General features: G+C 61.6%; 14 protein-coding genes and 1 riboswitch. Of the genes, 5 read left to right on the forward strand and 9 right to left on the reverse strand.

Annotation, left to right across the window (positions count from 1 at the left end; genetic code table 11):
• Positions 1 to 29: 29 nt before the first annotated feature.
• From rhlE2 to ahcY, 5 genes are all read right to left on the reverse strand, one after another.
• Entirely contained in the window at positions 30 to 1,922 is a 1,893-nt protein-coding gene (gene rhlE2 / locus ACA047_RS02015) for an RNA helicase RhlE2 (protein WP_497356242.1), read from the reverse strand.
• Positions 1,923 to 2,183: 261 nt separating this feature from the next.
• On the reverse strand, positions 2,184 to 2,939 hold the full coding sequence (locus tag ACA047_RS02020) for a substrate-binding periplasmic protein (protein WP_497356244.1): 756 nt from the start codon (positions 2,937 to 2,939) through the stop codon (positions 2,184 to 2,186).
• A gap of 55 nt (positions 2,940 to 2,994) precedes the next feature.
• Entirely contained in the window at positions 2,995 to 4,077 is a 1,083-nt protein-coding gene (locus tag ACA047_RS02025; RefSeq protein ID WP_497356246.1) for a hypothetical protein, read from the reverse strand.
• An 83-nt stretch (positions 4,078 to 4,160) separates the two neighbouring features.
• A complete protein-coding gene (gene metF, locus ACA047_RS02030) occupies positions 4,161 to 5,006 on the reverse strand; it encodes a methylenetetrahydrofolate reductase [NAD(P)H] (protein ID WP_497356248.1) in 846 nt (281 codons plus the stop codon).
• A gap of 180 nt (positions 5,007 to 5,186) precedes the next feature.
• Positions 5,187 to 6,596: an adenosylhomocysteinase gene (gene ahcY, locus ACA047_RS02035; RefSeq protein WP_497356250.1), complete on the reverse strand. Its 1,410-nt coding sequence runs from the start codon at positions 6,594 to 6,596 to the stop codon at positions 5,187 to 5,189.
• A 23-nt stretch (positions 6,597 to 6,619) separates the two neighbouring features.
• Positions 6,620 to 6,726, reverse strand: a riboswitch (S-adenosyl-L-homocysteine riboswitch).
• Between the two features lie 171 nt (positions 6,727 to 6,897).
• On the opposite strand from ahcY, the gene ACA047_RS02040 reads away from it, so the two are divergent.
• Together ACA047_RS02040 and ACA047_RS02045 are read left to right on the forward strand one after the other, a co-directional pair.
• Entirely contained in the window at positions 6,898 to 7,302 is a 405-nt protein-coding gene (locus ACA047_RS02040; RefSeq protein ID WP_497356252.1) for an acyl-CoA thioesterase, read from the forward strand.
• Positions 7,303 to 7,507: 205 nt separating this feature from the next.
• Positions 7,508 to 8,389 carry a formate/nitrite transporter family protein gene (locus ACA047_RS02045; protein ID WP_497356254.1) on the forward strand — a complete coding sequence of 294 codons (882 nt, stop codon included), beginning with the start codon at positions 7,508 to 7,510 and terminating at the stop codon, positions 8,387 to 8,389.
• On the opposite strand, the gene ACA047_RS02050 is transcribed toward ACA047_RS02045, so the two are convergent.
• On the reverse strand, positions 8,340 to 9,509 hold the full coding sequence (locus tag ACA047_RS02050) for an MFS transporter (RefSeq protein ID WP_497356256.1): 1,170 nt from the start codon (positions 9,507 to 9,509) through the stop codon (positions 8,340 to 8,342). The genes ACA047_RS02045 and ACA047_RS02050 overlap by 50 nt on opposite strands.
• 216 nt (positions 9,510 to 9,725) lie before the next feature.
• Here ACA047_RS02050 and ACA047_RS02055 point away from each other — a divergent pair, with 216 nt between their 5' ends.
• Both ACA047_RS02055 and ACA047_RS02060 read left to right on the forward strand, forming a co-directional pair.
• A complete protein-coding gene (locus tag ACA047_RS02055) occupies positions 9,726 to 10,559 on the forward strand; it encodes an EamA family transporter (protein WP_497356258.1) in 834 nt (277 codons plus the stop codon).
• 51 nt (positions 10,560 to 10,610) lie between these two features.
• A complete protein-coding gene (locus ACA047_RS02060; RefSeq protein ID WP_497356260.1) occupies positions 10,611 to 10,997 on the forward strand; it encodes an MAPEG family protein in 387 nt (128 codons plus the stop codon).
• A 49-nt stretch (positions 10,998 to 11,046) separates the two neighbouring features.
• Here ACA047_RS02060 and mltA read toward each other — a convergent pair whose 3' ends face one another.
• The gene (gene mltA, locus ACA047_RS02065; RefSeq protein ID WP_497356262.1) at positions 11,047 to 12,231 is read right to left on the reverse strand and encodes a murein transglycosylase A; all 1,185 of its coding nucleotides are present in this window, start codon (positions 12,229 to 12,231) and stop codon (positions 11,047 to 11,049) included.
• A 125-nt stretch (positions 12,232 to 12,356) separates the two neighbouring features.
• Here mltA and ACA047_RS02070 point away from each other — a divergent pair, with 125 nt between their 5' ends.
• Positions 12,357 to 12,806, forward strand: a complete 450-nt coding sequence (locus ACA047_RS02070; protein WP_497356264.1) for a c-type cytochrome — start codon at positions 12,357 to 12,359, stop codon at positions 12,804 to 12,806.
• 82 nt (positions 12,807 to 12,888) lie between these two features.
• Here the strand turns inward: ACA047_RS02070 and ACA047_RS02075 are convergent, their stop codons facing one another.
• Together ACA047_RS02075 and ligB are read right to left on the reverse strand one after the other, a co-directional pair.
• Complete coding sequence (locus ACA047_RS02075; RefSeq protein ID WP_497356266.1) at positions 12,889 to 13,284, reverse strand: DUF1090 domain-containing protein; 396 nt, start codon at positions 13,282 to 13,284, stop codon at positions 12,889 to 12,891.
• A 91-nt stretch (positions 13,285 to 13,375) separates the two neighbouring features.
• Positions 13,376 to 15,049 (reverse strand): NAD-dependent DNA ligase LigB, encoded by a 1,674-nt coding sequence (ligB, locus tag ACA047_RS02080; protein WP_497356268.1) that lies wholly within the window; start codon positions 15,047 to 15,049, stop codon positions 13,376 to 13,378.
• Between the last annotated feature and the right edge of the window lie 172 nt (positions 15,050 to 15,221).

Consider the following 15,221-nt stretch of genomic DNA (forward strand, 5'->3'; position numbering starts at 1 on the left):
CAGGGGCATTTTTTATTGCGGCGAAACGATCAGCGATTGCGAGTCAGCAACGCTGGTTTCTCGCCCCGTGGACGGCTCGGCAGTTGATCCAGTTGCTCAGGCGTCGGGAAGCGATCGGCTTTCGATTCCTTGTGCATGATCTTCGGCTGCGGCTGGTTGCTACGGGGATTCTGCACTGCAGGCTCCTGAAGAGGCTGGTCTTCACGGGCCGGACGGCGAGGGCGGGTGTCTTCGCGGCGGGCCTGGCCGTCACGAGGGGCGCCGTTGCGCGGGCCGCTGCGTTTGGCCGGCGGGGTGCCGGTGGACGAGCCGTTGCTGTTGCGCGGACCGTTCTGGCGACCCTGTGGCTGGCCGCTGCGCGGAGCGCCTGCGCCTGCCCCCGTACCTGCCCCCGTACCTTGTGCCGGAGCACCCGGACGGCGGCCGCGACCTTGGGCCGGTTTTTGCTGCGGCACGTAGTCGACGCGGTTACCGAAGTTATCGACATCGTCGTCCAGGAACTCATCCGGGGCGCGATCAGATGCGGCGCGAGGTGCCGGACGCTGCTGTTCACGGGCCGGCGTACCTTCGCGAGGCTTTTGCTCACGGGCTGGGCGTTCGCCGCGACCATTGCTATTGCTGGCCGATTTTTCCTTGCCCTTGTCTTTGCCTTTGTCCTTGCGACCGCCGCCACCGCCGGTGCCATTCGGGCCGTCGCCGCGCGGACCACGGGCGTTGCGCGGGTTGCGCACGTCCGGACGTTCACGTACTTCAGGCTTCTCGGCCTCGATGGTGCTGGCATCGAAACCCATCAGGTCGCCGTCGGCAATTTTCTGCTTGGTCATGCGTTCGATGCTTTTGAGCAGCTTTTCTTCGTCCGGCGCGACCAGCGAGATCGCTTCACCCGAACGACCGGCCCGGCCGGTACGGCCGATACGGTGCACGTAGTCTTCATCGACGTTCGGCAGCTCGAAGTTGACCACGTGGGGCAACTGGTCGATGTCCAGGCCGCGGGCGGCGATGTCGGTGGCGACCAGGATGCGCACTTCGCCGGCCTTGAAGTCGGCCAGGGCCTTGGTGCGAGCGTTCTGGCTCTTGTTGCCATGGATCGCCACGGCCGGCAGGCCATGCTTGTCCAGGTACTCGGCCAGGCGGTTGGCGCCGTGCTTGGTGCGGGTGAACACCAGGACCTGTTCCCAGGCACCGGCGGTGATCAGGTGTGCCAGCAAGGCGCGTTTGTGGCTGGCTGGCAGGCGGAATACGCGCTGTTCGATGCGCTCGACCGTGGTGTTCGGCGGCGTGACTTCGATGCGTTCCGGGTTGTGCAGCAGCTTGCCGGCCAGGTCGGTGATGTCTTTGGAGAACGTCGCCGAAAACAGCAGGTTCTGGCGCTTGGCGGGCAGGCGGGCCAGGACTTTTTTCACGTCATGGACGAAGCCCATGTCGAGCATGCGGTCGGCTTCGTCCAGCACGAGGATTTCAACGTGGGACAAGTCGACGCTGCCCTGGCCGGCCAGATCGAGCAGGCGCCCGGGGCAAGCCACCAGCACGTCGACACCACGGGACATGGCCTGGACCTGAGGGTTCATGCCGACGCCGCCGAAAATGCAGGCACTGACGAATTTAAGGTCACGAGCGTAGATCTTGAAGCTCTCGTGCACCTGGGCGGCCAGTTCGCGGGTTGGGGTCAGGACCAGCACGCGAGGTTGGCGCGGGCCGTGACGCTGGGATTTGTCTGGGTGACCGTTAGGGAACAACCGCTCCAGGATCGGGAGGGCGAAACCGCCGGTTTTACCAGTACCTGTCTGCGCCGCGACCATCAGATCGCGACCTTGCAACACGGCGGGAATGGCCCGCTGTTGCACCGGGGTAGGCTGGGTGTAGCCGGCGGCTTCGATGGCGCGGACTAAAGCCTCGGAGAGACCGAGGGAAGCAAAGGACATGAGTAATCCTGTTTTAGTGAGGGCCTGGCCCAATGGGATAGTCTTGCCTGGCGCGAATGACGTTCAATAAAAAGATGTCATCCCGTCCGGTCCTGCCGAGTCTGAAAGGTAGGTCCGGACAAGGCTCGCGCGGGCTGGAAGCTGCGCTGTAGCGGTGTCGGGATGCCTTTTGCAAGACCGGGCGTCCGGGCGTGAGCCTGGCGGGAAGGCCGGAGTATAACAGAGCAAACGCCTTGCGCCGCTTTCCTGCTGCTCAACGGTTTATTTCAGTGTTGCCAACGGGCTGGCGCCATAACGGGCGCTCAGTTCGGCATAGGCCGGTTCACGCTTGAAACGCTTGAGTTCGGCGGCGAAGCGTTGCACCAGCAAATCCATCCCGGCGCGACGGCGCACGGCCAGGTATTGGCTTTGACGGCTCACCACTGTGGGGTTTTCGGTGATCTGGTCGCCCAACTGCATTTGCTTGAGTACATGCCGGCCCACCCGACGGTCGGTGATAAGCAGGTCGATCCGGCCCAGTTGCAACTTGCCGAAGTTGGCTTCGTGGGTGGGTGCCGTTTCACGCTTGAACAAGGTCGACTCACTGAAGGCCTGGCTATACAGATAACCGGGAGAGGTGCCGACAGTCAGGCCGCCCAGGTCATCCAGGGTGCGAAACGGATGGGGGCGGGCGTTCGCGTAGAACATCACGAACTCCACTTCCGACAGCGGTTCGCTGGGGTAGAGCAGCACGGCGTCGCGCTCGTTGCTGTGAAAAATGTCCAGTGCACCGTCCGCCAGCCCCTGTTCCAGCATCGCCAAACAACGCTTCCAAGGCAGGAACTGCCATTCCACATCGATGCCCAGGCGTTTGAACACAATGGCCGTGGTTTCGTAGTCCAGGCCCAGGAGCCTGCCGTTCTCTTCATAGACATAGGGCGCCCAGGGTTCGGTGACAATGCGCAACTTCTCGGCCTGGGCAACCATGCTCAGGCACAAGAGAAGAAGGGCGGTCAGTAACTGGGCAATGACAGGCATGGCTTGAGGTTACGACGAGAGCTCATCAAATAGCTAGAGCGCTCTGGCCCGCGGCTTAGTTGCCTTTTGCCTGCATTAGGTGCTGATAGATGGCTTCGCGACGCTCGCCCAGCACCAGGCGAATCACCGGATGGTTGAGCCAGCGCTTGAGTTCATGGTCTTCCAATGGCTTTTTCAGGCGGTGCTCGACGTTCTCCAGGGCCTTTTCCCACCAGACCGGGGCACAGGCCTGATCGAACTGGTTGGTGTGGCGGTAGCAGCCGTAGAGGATCTCGCGCATGAATTGCCGTTTGTGGCCAGGCAACGCCAGGGTGATGAACTTATAGGCCAGGCGCTGCAAGGTGGGCGGTCGGGGCAGGATCGCGGTGACTTGTCCGGTTTCATCCAGGGCCTGTTGGCATATGGGCGCGGCATGGTGTTTGTCGAGCCAGGCCTTGGTCTTGGCACGGAACAGCTGTTTACGGCTCCAATAGTGGTGGATCAGGTCCGGGCATTCGCGCACTTGCACCGAGCGATAGGCCGCCACTGACAGGCAGAACTCTTCCAGGGTGTAGGCTCCTTTGGCCAGGGGATATAACTCATCCATCAGGGCGATCGAGCGATCCAGAACCGCCGCATCCGCACAGTTGAGGCCAATGACACCCGAGTTCAGCAAGGGCATGTCGTCGTCTGCCAGTTGCCGCTGGCGCAGGATGTCGGCCAGGGTCAGGTAAAGCCCCGCGTCCTGGTTGGCGCCATACCTCAGGCCGAAGGCATTGCACAGCAACGTGCCTGGCTGAACGCGGCGGAACAGTTCGAGGGGCGAGCAATGGAAGAACGTATCGGTGTCGATCAGCAACGCCAGTTCAGCCTCTTCGAGCACCTTTTGCATCACCACATGCTTGGCACGAAAGTGATACCCGTGGGGCTCGATCCAGGCCTGGCGGGTCTGCTCGTCCAGGGCACGCAACCGCACGGGCAGTCCGTCGTAGGGCGCGTGATTGTCAGTGAACACCTGGATATCCAGGGCTTCACCCGGGGTCTCGCGCAGGCCGGCCAAGGCGCTGGCGATGCTGAAGAGCGCTTCCTGGTGATAAGTCTCGGCCCCGTAGACCAGATAAATGAGTTGTGGGGTCGTAGACCTGTGACCAATAGGCATCTACTGCAATCCTCCTGATGTCCTGGTAGAAAAAAAGGCCTTGGTTTTCGCCAAGGCCTTTTTTGTACCACCGCATTAAGTCATTAACGCGGTAGCTTGAGATTGTTCCATACCGCGAGGCTGGGTTCGGCCTGGTTAAGGGTATAGAAATGCAGGCCCGGTGCGCCGCCCTGCAACAAACGCTCACACATTTGCGTGATGACTTCCTCGCCGAAGCTTTGGATGCTGGACGTATCGTCACCGTAGGCTTCCAGCTGTTTACGGATCCAGCGTGGGATTTCCGCACCGCAAGCGTCGGAGAAGCGCGCCAATTTGCTGTAGTTGGTGATCGGCATGATCCCCGGCACGACAGGAATGTCGACGCCCATCTTGCGTACGCGCTCGACGAAGTAGAAATAGCTGTCGGCGTTGAAGAAGTACTGGGTGATCGCGCTATTGGCGCCGGCGTTGGCCTTGCGCACGAAGTTGAGCAGATCGTCTTCGAAGTTGCGTGCCTGAGGGTGCATTTCCGGATACGCGGCGACTTCGATATGGAAGTGCTCGCCGGTTTCTTCGCGAATGAAGCTCACCAGGTCGTTAGCGTGACGCAACTCGCCGCTGGCCATGCCCATGCCCGAGGGCAGGTCACCGCGCAGGGCAACGATGCGCTTGATGCCCGCACCCTTGTAGTGGGCCAGCAGGCTGCGCAGGTCATCCTTGCTGTCGCCTACGCAGGACAGGTGCGGAGCGGCCGGGACTTTGACTTCGTTTTCGAGCTGCAACACGGTGTTCATCGTGCGGTCACGGGTCGAACCGCCGGCGCCATAGGTGCAGGAGAAGAAGTCGGGGTTGTAGCTCGCCAACTGACGGGCAGTGGCGATCAGCTTTTCATGCCCAGCATCGGTCTTCGTTGGGAAGAACTCGAAGCTGTAGCGACGTTCTTGGGACATGGTCATATCCTTGGAAACTCGTAGGCCGGTAAGGCTTGCATATCCCTTGTGGGAGCGGGCTTATGTGGGAGCGAGCCTGCTCGCGATTAGCATCACCTCGGTCCGACAGTCAGATCAAGGTGTCTGCATCGCGAGCAGGCTCGCTCCCACAGGTCCGTTCCCCCAAGGAGGCAGCGCCGATCAGTAGCGGTAAGCGTGCGGCTTGAACGGGCCTTCGACGGTGACGCCGATGTAGTCAGCCTGTTGCTTGGTCAACTGGGTGACCACGCCGCCGAAACCGCGGACCATTTCCAGGGCCACTTCTTCGTCGAGTTTCTTGGGCAGTACTTCCACGGTCAGGCGCTCGGCTTTCTGGGCCGGCGACAGGTCGGCGTATTTCTGGCCGAACAGGAAGATCTGGGCCAGGACCTGGTTGGCGAACGAACCGTCCATGATGCGGCTCGGGTGGCCGGTGGCGTTGCCCAGGTTAACCAGGCGGCCTTCGGCCAGCAGGATCAGGTAGTCGTCGTTCTGTGGGTCGAAGCTGCCGGTACCGGTGCGGTGAACCTTGTGCACCTGTGGCTTCACTTCTTCCCATGCCCAGTTCTTGCGCATGAAAGCGGTGTCGATTTCATTGTCGAAGTGACCGATGTTGCAGACCACGGCGCGCTTTTTCAGGGCCTTGAGCATGTTCGCGTCGCAAACATTGACGTTGCCGGTGGTGGTCACGATCAGGTCGATCTTGCCCAGCAGTGCCTTGTCGATGCTTGCTTCGGTGCCGTCGTTGATCCCGTCGATGAACGGCGAAACCAGTTCGAAACCGTCCATGCAGGCTTGCATGGCGCAGATCGGGTCGACTTCGGAGACCTTGACGATCATGCCTTCCTGACGCAGGGACTGGGACGAACCCTTGCCCACGTCACCGTAGCCGATCACCAGTGCCTGCTTGCCCGACAGCAGGTGGTCGGTGCCGCGCTTGATAGCGTCGTTGAGGCTGTGACGGCAGCCGTACTTGTTGTCGTTCTTGCTCTTGGTCACCGAGTCGTTGACGTTGATGGCCGGGATCTTCAGCTCGCCCTTGGCCAGCATGTCCAGCAGGCGGTGTACGCCGGTGGTGGTTTCTTCGGTCACGCCGTGGACCTTGTCCAGTACGGCCGGGTATTTCTTGTGCAGCAGCTCGGTCAGGTCGCCGCCGTCGTCGAGGATCATGTTGGTGTCCCATGGCTGGCCATCCTTGAGGATGGTTTGCTCCAGGCACCACTCGTACTCTTGTTCAGTCTCGCCTTTCCAGGCGAATACCGGGACACCGGCAGCGGCGATCGCGGCAGCGGCCTGATCCTGAGTCGAGAAGATGTTGCAGGACGACCAGCGCACTTCGGCACCCAGGGCAGCCAGGGTTTCGATCAGCACGGCGGTCTGGATGGTCATGTGGATGCAGCCGAGGATCTTCGCGCCCTTGAGCGGTTGCTCGCCGGCGTACTTGCGACGCAGACCCATCAGGGCCGGCATTTCGGATTCGGCAATGATGATTTCGCGACGGCCCCAGGCGGCCAGGGACATGTCGGCGACTTTGTAATCGGTAAAATCTGCAGGCGTGATAACAGCGCTCATGAAGAGCCTCCATTCGTAATGTATGCGAATGGGCGCCGTTGTGCGTTTAGTGTCCGTGCGGGCAAACCCGTACAAACAACGCCCCATCCGAGCCTGACAGGTCGAGCCTGCTGCAGCGCCCCTCGGACAGGTGGCGGGAACGGTCCAAAGCGGGGACCGGAAAAGCGAGGCGATTATAACTGGCTTTGAGCGGGTAGTTGCAAGGGGCAGGGGACAAGCTGCAAGCTGCAAGGTAAAAGCTGAACAGCTCTTTCTTGCCGCTTGAAGCTTAAAACTTGAAGCTGCCCCCCCAGGAGTGAACATGAATTTCCACACCCGCAAATGGGTCAAGCCCGAAGACCTCAACCCCAATGGCACGCTGTTTGGCGGCAGCTTGTTGCGCTGGATCGACGAAGAAGCGGCGATCTACGCCATTGTCCAACTCGGTAACCAGCGTGTGGTCACCAAATACATCTCCGAAATCAATTTCGTCAGCGCCTCGCGCCAGGGCGACATCATCGAGCTGGGCATCACCGCCACCGAGTTTGGCCGCACCTCCATCACCCTGACCTGCGAAGTGCGCAACAAAATCACCCGCAAAAGCATCCTGACCGTGGAGAAAATGGTCTTCGTCAATCTCGGGGAAGACGGCCTGCCTGCGCCCCACGGCCGGACCGAGATCAGGTACGTCAAGGATCAGTTCCAGGACGACATAGCCAGCAAGTGAGATCGGCGGCGCAGCCATTGCGAGCAGGCTCGCTCCCACATTTTTCCGGGGTGTTTACAAGATTTTGCGTTCATCGCTAATCCTCCCTGTGAGAGCAAGCCTGCTCGCGATGACGGTTCAAGGTCCCAATGAACATCGGGCTGCTACTGAACAGCTCCGAGGCGCGCGTGTCGTAGGTACATCACGCCACCGGTTCAGGAACTGTATGGACACCCACGAAGAAGGCAAGACCCCTGACCTTTCGGCTCAGGAGAAGCAAGACGTCAACCGCAACCAGCCGCCGCGGGCTGCGGTGCTGCATGAAATCATCCGCACCCAGGGCAATCAGGAACTGGAGCGCAGTGTTGCCGCCCTCTGGTGGTCGGCGCTGGCGGCCGGGTTGACCATGGGCCTGTCGCTGATGGCGATGGGGTTGCTCAATTCCCGGCTGCCGGACCACGAAGGCTTCAAGGTCATCGCCAGTTTCGGCTACTGCGCAGGCTTTCTCGCGGTGATCCTCGCCCGCCAGCAACTGTTCACCGAAAACACCCTCACCGCTGTGCTGCCGATCATGAGCAAACCCACGCTGGGTAACTTCGGCCGGCTGTTGCGGCTATGGACGGTCGTGCTGGTGGGCAACCTGTGCGGCACGTTGCTGGTGGCCTATGTGATGCTGCACCTGCCGATTTTCGACCAGCGCACCGACCTGGCCTTCCTGGAGATCGGCCGCAAGGTCATGGAAAACGACACCGGCCAGATGTTTGCCAAGGGCATTATTTCCGGCTGGATGATTGCCACCATGGTCTGGATGATCCCGTCCATGGAAAGCGCCAAGATGTGGATCATCATCCTCATCACTTACCTGATGGCGCTCGGGGATTTCACCCACATCGTCGTCGGCTCGGCCGAAGTGTCCTACCTGGTGTTTGCCGGCCAACTGTCGTGGGGGGATTTCTGGATGGTGTTCGCCGCGCCGACCCTGGCGGGGAACATCATCGGTGGCAGCTTCATCTTTGCACTGCTCAGCCACGCACAGGTGCGCAGCGAGACCGGTACGCCTAGTCAGCCACACCCACCAGAGCGCCCTGGCGACGCTGACGATAAATAAAGTACAGCGCCGTCAACACGGTCAGCCCGCCCACCAGGGCGCCGGTCCACGGCAGGTCGGCCAGGTCGGCGCCACTGGCCACCACCAGGCCGCCGATCCAGGCGCCGGCCGCGTTGCCAAGGTTGAACGCGCTCTGGTTCAGGGTCGAGCCGAGGTTCGGCGCCTCGTGGGCCTGGTCGATGATCAACAATTGCAGGATCGGGCACAGGGCAAACGCGAAGATGCCCCACAGCACCAGGGTAATCGCCGCCGGAATCACCGACTGGCTGGTCTGGCTGAACGCGGCCAGCACCAGCACCACGGCCAGGGCCATGCCCACCAGTGATGGCAACAGGCGTCGGTCGGCCAGGCGACCGCCGAGGAAGCTGCCGGCCGTCAGGCCGACACCGAACAACAGCAGCATGAGGGTGATGCCATGGGGGCTGACACCGGTGATGTCCTGCAGGATCGGCGCGATGTAGGTGAACACGCTGAACAGACTGGTAGATGCCAGCACGCTCATGCCCAGGGCCAGCAGTACGTTGGCCTTGCCCAGCACTTTGAACTCGCTGGCCAGGTTGGCCTTGTCCATGGGGATTTCCTTGGGCAGCCACACCCACTGGGCGATGGCGGCGATGATCCCGATGACCGATACCGCCCAGAAGGTCGAGCGCCAGCCGGCGTATTGACCCAGCGCGGTACCCAACGGCACGCCCAACACATTGGCCAGGGTCAGGCCGGTGAACATCATCGCAATGGCCTGGGCTCGTTTGTTCGGCGCCACCAGCCCGGCCGCCACCACCGAACCGATGCCAAAAAACGCCCCGTGGCACAACGCGGTGATGACCCGCGCGGCCATCAGCGTGACGTAATTGGGTGCTAGGGCGCAAAGCACGTTGCCAAGAATGAACATCAGCGTCATGCCCAGCAGCGTCGCCTTGCGCGGCATGTTGGCGGTGCCGATCGCCAGGATCGGCGCACCGAACACCACGCCCAGGGCATAGCCGGTAATCAGCAGCCCGGCCTGGGGAATGCTCACGGCCAGGTCGCGGGCGACATCGGGCAACAGCCCCATGATGACGAATTCAGTCGTGCCGATGCCGAAAGCGGCGACGGCCAAAGCAAGCAAAGCGAGTGGCATGCGCAAGGTCTCTGTCTGTAGTCTTGACGCTCTGATCAGGCATACGCAGGCCGGTGCCTCGATTCGAATGAAACGGGGCAGCAGCGCAATTATTGGAATGGGTGTATGCGCAACTGAGTGCGGCGTGGTTGCTTGCAGTATAAACAGCTGCTGATGGATCGCGAATCAATTCATCGCCCGCTGACCTGTGGGGCGGGGCTGAAAAAGGAGCGTGCCGTGCTTGCAACGGCTTTGGTGTTGGTCGCGGCGTTGTTGCATGCGGCGTGGAATACGCTGATCAAGTTCAGCGGTGAGCGTTTGTTGGTGGTGGCGTGCATGGACAGTGTCGCGTTGCTGTTCGCCGCTGTGGTGCTGGGCTTCGTAGCACTGCCGCCGATGGAGATCTGGCCATGGATCGTGGCGTCGGCGGTGTTTGAGCTGCTGTATCGCTATTTGCTGATCCAGGCTTATCGGGTCGGTGACCTGGGGCTGGTCTATCCACTGATGCGCGGCCTGTCACCGCTGGTGGTGCTGGCGCTGACGTTGATCTTCGCCGGCGAAGTACTGACGACCCACCAGATCATCGGCATTTTGTTGATCCCGTTCGGCATGCTTTGCCTGCTGTGGCAGGGCGGTGGTGGCGAGCGGTTGCCGTGGTCGATGTTGCCGGTGGTGGCGCTGATTGGTCTGTGCATCGGCTGTTACACCTTTATCGATGGCCATGCGCTACGGCGCTGGTCCCATCCGCTGGATTACCTGGTCTGGGTTACGCTGCTCAGTGCCTGGCCGTTCCCTTTACTGGCACTGGTGAGCAGGCGGCCGGCGTTCCTGCTGTTCTGGCGCGAGCAGTGGCGGCTGGGGCTGGCGGTCGGATTCTGCGTATTGTTCAGCTACGCTCTGGTGCTGTGGGCGATGCAACTGGGCTCGATCGCCGAAGCAGCGGCGCTGCGGGAGATCAGCGTGATCCTGGTGGTGCTGTTCGGCATGCGCTACTTGAAAGAACCTTTTGGCCGGCCGCGGCTCTTAGCCTGCGGGCTGGTGCTGACGGGCATGCTGGTGATGAAATTTTGACCTGCACCCTGATGCTCGATTTTCTATAAAACTCAAAGAAGGAACTGCGTCATGACGGTTGCCCTGTGGTGTATTTTGATTGCCATCTGCCTGCCTTACCTGTGCATCGCCATTGCCAAGTTCGGTGGCGGCAAATTCGGGTTGCGGCACAACCACGACCCCCGAGCCTTTCTGGAAACACTCGAGGGGTTGCCGAGACGCGCCTACGCCGCGCAGCTCAACAGCTTTGAAATTACCCCGGCTTTCGCCGCCGCGGTGATCGTTGCGCACCTGGCCGGCAATGCCGAGCTGGTGACCATCAACGTGCTGGCGGTGCTGTTCATCACCAGTCGCCTGCTGTACATCATCTGCTACCTGGCGGACTGGGCGACCCTGCGTTCGCTGGTGTGGTTCGTGGGGGTGGGGCTGATCTTGAGTTTCTTCTTCGTTTCGATCTGACGCAACGCAGAGCGTCCCCAGAGGCATTCCCACGCGAGCGTGGGAATGATCAATTGGCGGTGACCGCATTCGCCACCTGCGGTACTTGCGGCAACGCCATGCCTTTGGGCCACAGCATCCAGATCTGTCCCTGCTGCTTCATGTCCCCGGCCAGTTGTCCTGCGGCCTCACCCGTGCCCCAGAACAGGTCGGCCCGAACTTCGCCGGCAATTGCGCCGCCGGTGTCCTGGGCGGCAACCGGTCGGTTCAGTGCGCTGCCGTCGGGGCGCGTCGTGGATAGCCACAACAGGCTGCCCAGCGGAATCACCTTGCGGTCCACCGCCACGCTGTAGCCTGCGGTCAGCGGCACATTCAGCGAGCCCCGTGGGCCTTCGTTGCTGTCGGGGTTGCGGTTGAAAAACACGTAGCTGGGGTTGCTACCCAACAACTCGGGAATCCGGTTCGGGTTGGCCTTGGCCCAGGCACTGATGGCGCCCATGGTCACGTCTTCTTTCTTCAGCTCACCCTGTTCAACCAGCCAGCGCCCGATGGGGCGATACGGGTGGCCGTTCTGGTCGGCATAGCCGATGCGCAACTGGCGGCCGTCATCGAGTCGAATACGACCCGAGCCCTGGATTTGCAGAAATTGCAGGTTCATCGGGTCCGTCAGCCAGGCGATCACTGGCGCCTTCACGCCTTTGGTTTCGATGGTGGCTGCATCGTCGTAGGGCTTGAGCACCCGGCCTTCGAGGCGACCGCGCAGGCGTTTGCCCTTGAGCTCGGGGTAGATGCTGTCCAACGACACAATGATCATGTCTTCCGGCACGCCGTACACCGGCACGTTTGCGCTGGTGGTCTGGGTGAGACTGCCGGGATAGACCGGTTCGTAGTAACCGGTAATCAGACCGTTGGGGCTGTTGTCTCCGGAGCGCAGGCCATAGACGTCCAGGTTCTGTCGCAGGAAATTGCGCACATCCAGGGCGGTCGGCGGCACATTGACCGCTGCCGCGCAGGTCGGGCCCCAGGTCGCGTCAGCCTTGAGCCGGGTGCACGCGCTGCGCCAGGAACCGAAACCGGCCAGCAGGTCTTCGTCGGACACCGACGGCAAGGCTTCCCACGGCGCACTGACATAAGTGGCGACGGCATGGGTCTTGGGTGCTTCGACCTTTTCGCCGCGATTGCAGCCGGCCAGCAGTGCGATCAGGGGCAGGGTCAACGCCAGGCCTTTGTGCCAGGTCTTGAAGCGGCTGTTCATGAAGATTTCCTTTGCAGTCATTTGAACGCTGTCAGGCGCTCAAACAACCCGTATTGTTAATAGGGCCATTGGTGTTTGCCGATGAGCCGAGGATACTAACCGCCGTTTCCTGTCCCGAGGCCAAGATGTTTGTAAAACGATTTTCCATGGCAGTGCTGGCCTGCCTGATGTTGTCCGCCTGTGGCGGCGTCGATCCCAATTCTCCCCTGGGCCAGCGCAAGGCGATTTTCAAGCAGATGCTCAAGACCAACGAAGAGTTGGGCGGCATGTTGCGCGGCCGTGTTCCGTTCGAGGGTGCTCGCTTCGCCGAGGGCGCGGTAAAACTCGATCAGCTGTCCCATGAGCCGTGGAAACATTTTCCTCAGGTGCGCGAAGAAGACCACACCAGTGCCCGGGAGGACGTCTGGCAAAAACAGGCGCGCTTCCAAGAGCTGGCCCGCAGTCTTGAAGCCGCCACCGGTGAATTGGTGACCGCCAGCAATGTCCAGCCCTACAAAGCCAGCTACCTGGGGCCAGCGGTGCAGAAGGTCGAAGATGCATGCAGCGCCTGTCATAAAGAGTTTCGGGATCATTGAATGTGAAGCAGCTGCAAGTTTTTAGCTGCAAGCTGCAAGTGTGGAGCTTTGAGCTTGCCGCTTGAAACTTGCTGCTTGCAGCTTACTTATCCAGCTCATCCACCGCTTCCTGCAGCTCCTTGCGAGAGGCCGCCAGTTTGTCCTTGCGCTTGTTGATCCGCTCCGGGTCGCCTTTTTTCATGGCCTTTTCCAGGTCGGCCTGACGCTCGCTGACTTCATGCTTGGCGTCGAGCACCTTGTTTTCACGCTCCTTGCGCAAGGAGGCGTCGGTGCAATGGGTGGTGACTTCGTTCAGCGCGGTCTCTAGACCGGCCTGCTGGTCTTGATTGCCGCGGCTCTTGGCCAGTTCGATCTGATTGATGATGCCTTGGCGCTTGGCCGCGCAGCCGGTGAGCTCCGGCGCTTGCTCGTCCGCCATCAACGGGGCGGCCATGGCACTGCATAAGACCAGCAGGGCAACAGGTGACAGGAAATTCATAGCAACTCCGTAAAAAACTCGCGGGCGGTCGGTACAGATGCGCTGTTGGAACGCAGGTTTGCCCCTTGGGTTCAACTGCACGGGGCTTGCGTCAAAAACCGTCGACCCCGGCAGTGCGTAATACATCGCTCAAAGCCAGCACTTGCGGGTCGCGAAAAAAAGCGCTCAGTTGCGCGGCGCGTCCCGGTCCGATGCCAGCTTCGGCTTGCCATTGTTCGGTGTTGCGCCCTGCCAGCGTCTGCCACGGCCCCTCTAGCCTGGCCTCACCGGAGGGCGGCAGGCCAAGGGCCTTGAGCCATTGTCCGAAAGGGCGTTGCCGGGCGCTGTGCAAGCTGGCGAGCAGGCGGGCGCTGCTGCGTTCGCCGAAGCCGGCAATGTTAGCAAGCTCGGCGGCATCGAGGGTCAACCAATCCAGCAGTCCGTCGAGTCGACCGGCGGCCAGGAGTTTTTCCCAGGTGCCCGGGCCCACATGGGGCAGGGCGAGCCCGTGCTTGCCGCTGAGCCAGTTCAGGCGCGCGAGGAACTGGCTTTCGCAGCCGGGGGTCGGTTGCCAGCAACTCAGGAAGTGATAATCGGCCGCGGCGGGTGCATTGACGTCTTGGCGCTCGACACTGCGCAGCACAACACTGTCGAGGCGTGGAATGGTCAGCCCGGCCAGGCTGATGGCGACCCGGTCGCCGGGGCGGATGTCCATTTCCTCCCAACGCTTGAGGGAGCTGACGCTCACCCGACGAATCCGCCGGTCGTCGAGCATGACCGGTTCCAGTTCCAGCACGGGCGCGATGCGCCCGGTTCGACCGATCTTGAAGCGCACCTTGCGCACCTCGGCCAGGGCCTGGGCATACGGGTATTTCCAGGCCACGCTCCAGAACGGCGCCCGGGCCTGCCAGCGGTCGGCGGGTGGGCGGCGGCTCTGGCGCAGGACGATCCCGTCGCTGGCGAATGGCAGTGGGGTGCGATACCAGTGGTCGCGCCAGTGCTCGGCATCAACCAAGGCCTGGACAGGCTGGTTGTAGTCGAGGGTGTCAGCGAAGCCCTGCTCACTCAGCGCGGTCATCCTTTCGGGCAGGGTGTCCGGCCCTTCAGGCCAGTCCCAGACAAAGAGGCCGATATTCGATGCCTCCTGCGCCGTCAGGTTCGTGCGCGCCATCAGACCCGCCACGGTTGCCCGAGCGTTGAGACTGCCGTGGCTGGCCTGGACATGGGCAATCAACCGCCAGTACAACTCGCCCTGGACGGTCAGGTCCAAAGGCTGGCGCAGTTGTTGAGGGATCGCGTTGATTTTGCGCGCAGCCCAGGTCCAATCGTGTCCTTGAACACCATCACCGCGGCTGATCGCCTGATGCAGGTGACCCTTGTGATAGACCAGGGTCACCGCCACGCCATCGACTTTCGGTTGAGCCCAGACGTCCTCCCGACCGCTTAGCCAGGCCCGCACAGCGTCAGCATCTTTCAGTTTATTCAGCCCCGTATGGGCCACAGGGTGTGGCACCTTCCCGCCGGCTGTGCGCAACGGGCCGCCCGGCGCCTCGAGGCCAAAGCAGTTGCGCCATTGGCCCAGTTGGGTGCGGGACTGATCGTAAAGCTCATCGGCCACCAGCGACTGGCCGAGGCGATGATAACTGTCGTCCCACGTGTCGATTCGCTGTTGCAGCGCGCTGATCTCGGCCTGGGCACGCTCGGTAGGCCAATCGGGGCAGGGCGCGGCTATGACAGGGGGGGCGATGAATATTAAACAGGCGAGTGCACGCAATAACGGCAGCATCGAAGCATCCTTGCTTGGTGGTGTGCTTGAAGGCTAGTCACTGTCGCAGAAGCTGCGAGGCCCGGAGCGTTACCGGATTTTGCGAAGCCTGATGGCAAAGTCGCGGCGGTACAGTCCAGCGTGATATGGCCGCGCAACTGTCCCTTGAACCCCTCATGGGGCGGTGCAGAAT

This window comes from Pseudomonas sp. LBUM1664, assembly GCF_059695895.1.

Coding starts and splice junctions, on each gene's coding strand:
- ACA047_RS02045 (WP_497356254.1), top strand. CDS start 7,508: ATGGACACCCACGAAGAAGGCAAGACCCCTGACCTTTCGGCTCAGGAG.
- metF (WP_497356248.1), bottom strand. CDS start 5,006: ATGTCCCAAGAACGTCGCTACAGCTTCGAGTTCTTCCCAACGAAGACC.
- ACA047_RS02050 (WP_497356256.1), bottom strand. CDS start 9,509: ATGCCACTCGCTTTGCTTGCTTTGGCCGTCGCCGCTTTCGGCATCGGC.
- ligB (WP_497356268.1), bottom strand. CDS start 15,049: ATGCTGCCGTTATTGCGTGCACTCGCCTGTTTAATATTCATCGCCCCC.
- ahcY (WP_497356250.1), bottom strand. CDS start 6,596: ATGAGCGCTGTTATCACGCCTGCAGATTTTACCGATTACAAAGTCGCC.
- ACA047_RS02020 (WP_497356244.1), bottom strand. CDS start 2,939: ATGCCTGTCATTGCCCAGTTACTGACCGCCCTTCTTCTCTTGTGCCTG.
- ACA047_RS02070 (WP_497356264.1), top strand. CDS start 12,357: ATGTTTGTAAAACGATTTTCCATGGCAGTGCTGGCCTGCCTGATGTTG.
- ACA047_RS02060 (WP_497356260.1), top strand. CDS start 10,611: ATGACGGTTGCCCTGTGGTGTATTTTGATTGCCATCTGCCTGCCTTAC.
- ACA047_RS02025 (WP_497356246.1), bottom strand. CDS start 4,077: ATGCCTATTGGTCACAGGTCTACGACCCCACAACTCATTTATCTGGTC.
- mltA (WP_497356262.1), bottom strand. CDS start 12,231: ATGAACAGCCGCTTCAAGACCTGGCACAAAGGCCTGGCGTTGACCCTG.
- rhlE2 (WP_497356242.1), bottom strand. CDS start 1,922: ATGTCCTTTGCTTCCCTCGGTCTCTCCGAGGCTTTAGTCCGCGCCATC.
- ACA047_RS02040 (WP_497356252.1), top strand. CDS start 6,898: ATGAATTTCCACACCCGCAAATGGGTCAAGCCCGAAGACCTCAACCCC.
- ACA047_RS02075 (WP_497356266.1), bottom strand. CDS start 13,284: ATGAATTTCCTGTCACCTGTTGCCCTGCTGGTCTTATGCAGTGCCATG.